This window comes from Nocardiopsis lucentensis DSM 44048, from assembly GCF_000341125.1.
GTDB lineage: Bacteria > Actinomycetota > Actinomycetes > Streptosporangiales > Streptosporangiaceae > Nocardiopsis > Nocardiopsis lucentensis.
In genome coordinates this window covers 1-3,311 of record NZ_ANBC01000389.1, presented here as the reverse complement: position 1 = coordinate 3,311, position 3,311 = coordinate 1, and the positions used below count along the sequence as shown (strand labels likewise).

Below are 3,311 nucleotides of genomic sequence, written 5' to 3'. Positions count from 1 at the left end.
AACACGCCCGCCACCGCGTCCGGCTCGACGTCATCGACGTCAACCCGCGCGCCCGAGCCCTGTACGAGCGGCACGGCTTCCGAGCCGTCCGCACCGAACGAACCCCGTACCTGCGCCGCATCATGGGTTTCGGGGCCGTCACCACCATGCACCGGCCCGTCACACCGGCCGAGGACACCGACGACAGGACCACACCATGAACACCACGACCGCCACACCGGGAGACGCCTCCTGGCCCCCGATCCCGACCCGCCTGCTCGTCCACGCCCTCGTGCGCGGGGACGGCACCGTCGACGCGGGCGAGCTCTACGCGGTCGCGGGGCTGCTCGGCATGACCGACCAACAGGTACGGCTCTGCGTCAAACGCCTCGTCGCCGAAGGCCGGTTCACCCACGAGGGCCGTGGACGCAAGGCCCTGCTCCGCGCCACCCCCGACGCGACGGGCGCCATCGACCCCGACGTCGACCTCGTCCGCCACGCCTACCGCCAGGACCACGGGCTCGCCCCCTGGAACGGGACCTGGTACCTCTTCGCCTTCGCCGTGCCCGAGTCCCGGAGGACCGCCCGGGACGCCCTGCGCGACACGCTCCTCCACCTCGGCGCCACCCCGCTCCAGGGCGGCCTCTACGTCTGCGCGAATCCGATCACCCCGCTCGTCGAGATCCGCGCCCACGAGCTCGGAGTCTCCTCCGCGCTCACCCACCTCACCAGCGACGACCTGCGCGTCGGAGATCTCACCGACCCGACCGCCCTGGCCGCGGCCCTGTGGCCGATCGACGAGATCGCGGAGCGGCACTCCCGTCTGGCCGCCCTCGCCCGTGCCTGCCTCGACCGGATCGACGCGCCGGAGGCGCTCACCGGCCCCGAGCGGCTGACCATGGCCGTGCGCCTCGCCGCGGCCTTCACCGAGGCCATGGAGCCCGATCCCCTCCTGCCCCCGGAGCTGCTCCCCCAGCCCTGGGAGGGGGCCGAATCACGTCGCCTCGCCGCGGCCTGCTGGTCCGCGCTCGCCGAGGCCGACGCCGCCGATGGCGCCTCCCCCTCCGGTCCGCGCCTGTTCTCCCTGTACGAGGGCGTGATGGACGGGCCCCAGCGGGACGGCGGCGAACACCGTCCCGCCTGACCCGCGCTCTCCCCGAGCTCGTTCCCGGGGCTCGCCTTCACTCATTTTGCAACTTGTTGCATAATGAATTCGAGCCGACCGGACACCGGCCCGCGAAGCACCGCGCGAGGAGACCACATGAGCGAGTACCCGCACCTGCTGGAACCACTGGATCTGGGCTTCACCACCCTGCCCAACCGCGTGATCATGGGATCCATGCACGTGGGCCTGGAGGAGGTCCAGGGCGGCTTCGAACGGATGGCCGCCTTCTACGCCGAACGTGCCCGCGGCGGTGTCGGTCTGATCGTCACCGGCGGCATCGCGCCCAACGAGGAGGGAGTCACCTTCAAGGGCGCCGCCAAGCTCACCACCGAGGCCGAGGCCGACGAGCACCGGGTGATCACCGACGCCGTCCACCGTGAGGGCGGCCGGATCGCCATGCAGATCCTGCACACCGGCCGCTACGCGTTCAGCGAGGACTCCGTCGCGCCCAGCGCGATCCAGGCGCCCATCAGCCCCTTCACCCCGCGCGCGCTGACCGACGAGGACGTCGAACGCACCATCGACGACTTCGCCCGGGCCGCCGAGCTCGCCCGGAGCGCCGGATACGACGGCGTCGAGGTCATGGGCTCCGAGGGCTACCTCATCAACCAGTTCATCGCCTCCGCCACCAACAAGCGCGAGGACCGCTGGGGCGGTTCCTACGAGAACCGCATGCGCTTCCCCGTGGAGACCGTGCGCCGCGTCCGCGAGCGCGTCGGCCCCGACTTCATCGTGGTCTACCGCCTGTCCATGCTCGACCTCGTCCCCGGCGGGTCCACGTTCGACGAGGTCGTCCAGCTCGCCAAGGCGATCGAGGAGGCCGGGGCGACCATCATCAACACCGGTATCGGCTGGCACGAGGCGCGCATCCCCACCATCGCCACCTCCGTACCGCGCGGCGCCTACAGCTGGGTGACCCGCAAGCTCATGGGCGAGGTGTCCGTCCCCCTCGTCGCCGTCAACCGGATCAACACCCCCGCCGTCGCCGAGGAGATCCTCACCGAGGGCCACGCGGACATGGTCTCCCTCGCCCGCCCCCTCCTCGCCGACCCCGACTTCGTCAACAAGGCCGAGGCGGGCGTCCCCGAGGAGATCAACACCTGCATCGGCTGCAACCAGGCCTGCCTGGACCACACCTTCAGCCTCAAGATCACGTCCTGCCTCGTGAACCCCCGCGCCTGCCACGAGACCGAGCTCGTCCTCTCCCCCACCCGCACCCGCAAGAACGTGGCCGTGGTCGGCGCCGGCCCCGCCGGTCTGGCCTTCTCCGTCTCCGCGGCCGAGCGAGGGCACACCGTCACCCTCTTCGACTCGGCCGACGAGGTCGGCGGCCAGCTCAACATGGCCCGCCGGGTGCCCGGCAAGGAGGAGTTCGACGAGACCCTCCGCTACTACCGCGTCCAGCTCGACAAGCACCGCGTGGACGTGCGCCTCAAGACCCGCGTCACCGCGGCCGACCTCGACGGCTACGACGAGGTCGTCCTCGCCACCGGCGTCACGCCCCGCACCCCCGGCATCCCCGGCGTCGACCACCCGAAGGTGGTCAGCTACGTCGACGTCCTGCGGGGCGGGGCCGCCGTCGGCGAGCGTGTCGCGNNCATCGGCTTCGACGTCGCGGAGTTCCTCACCGACGGCGGCGAGCAGGCCAGCCTGGACTCCGACGAGTTCTTCCGGCAGTGGGGCGTGGACACCGACCACACCACCCCGGGCGGGCTCACCGAACCGAAGCGGCCCGCCCCGCCGCGCACCGTCCACCTGGTCCAGCGCAAGACCAGCAAGGTCGGCGCCGGGCTGGGCAAGACCACCGGCTGGATCCACCGTCTGGAACTGCGCCACCGAGGCGTGGAGATGATCGCGGGCGCCACCTACGATCGCGTCGACGACGACGGACTCCACCTGACCGTCGACGGTGAGAGCCGCGTGCTCGACGTGGACACCGTGGTGGTGTGCGCGGGCCAGGACCCGTGCCGCGACCTCGCCGACGAGCTGACCGCCGCCGGGCGCCGGGCGCACCTGATCGGGGGCGCCGACGTGGCCGCCGAACTGGACGCCAAGCGCGCCATCAAGCAGGGCACGGAGCTGGCCGCCGCCCTGTGAGCCGAACCTAGAATGCGCTCATGTCCCTGCCCCACGCGATCCTCACCGCCCTGCTGGAGAAACCGTCCTC

2 protein-coding genes and 1 pseudogene are annotated in these 3,311 nt (G+C 71.7%); all 3 read left to right on the top strand.

Features of this window, described 5'->3' with window-relative positions; translation table 11 throughout:
- Positions 1–200 (top strand): annotated as a pseudogene (locus D471_RS34280) (hypothetical protein); the annotation flags it as partial.
- Positions 197–1,123 (top strand): PaaX family transcriptional regulator C-terminal domain-containing protein, encoded by a 927-nt coding sequence (locus D471_RS0113055; protein WP_017599021.1) that lies wholly within the window; start codon positions 197–199, stop codon positions 1,121–1,123. The pseudogene D471_RS34280 and the gene D471_RS0113055, both read left to right, overlap by 4 nt.
- Before the next feature lie 117 nt (positions 1,124–1,240).
- Complete coding sequence (locus D471_RS0113050) at positions 1,241–3,241, top strand: oxidoreductase (RefSeq protein ID WP_017599020.1); 2,001 nt, start codon at positions 1,241–1,243, stop codon at positions 3,239–3,241.
- Positions 3,242–3,311 lie beyond the last annotated feature (70 nt).

Coding starts and splice junctions, on each gene's coding strand:
- D471_RS0113055 (WP_017599021.1), top strand. CDS start 197: ATGAACACCACGACCGCCACACCGGGAGACGCCTCCTGGCCCCCGATC.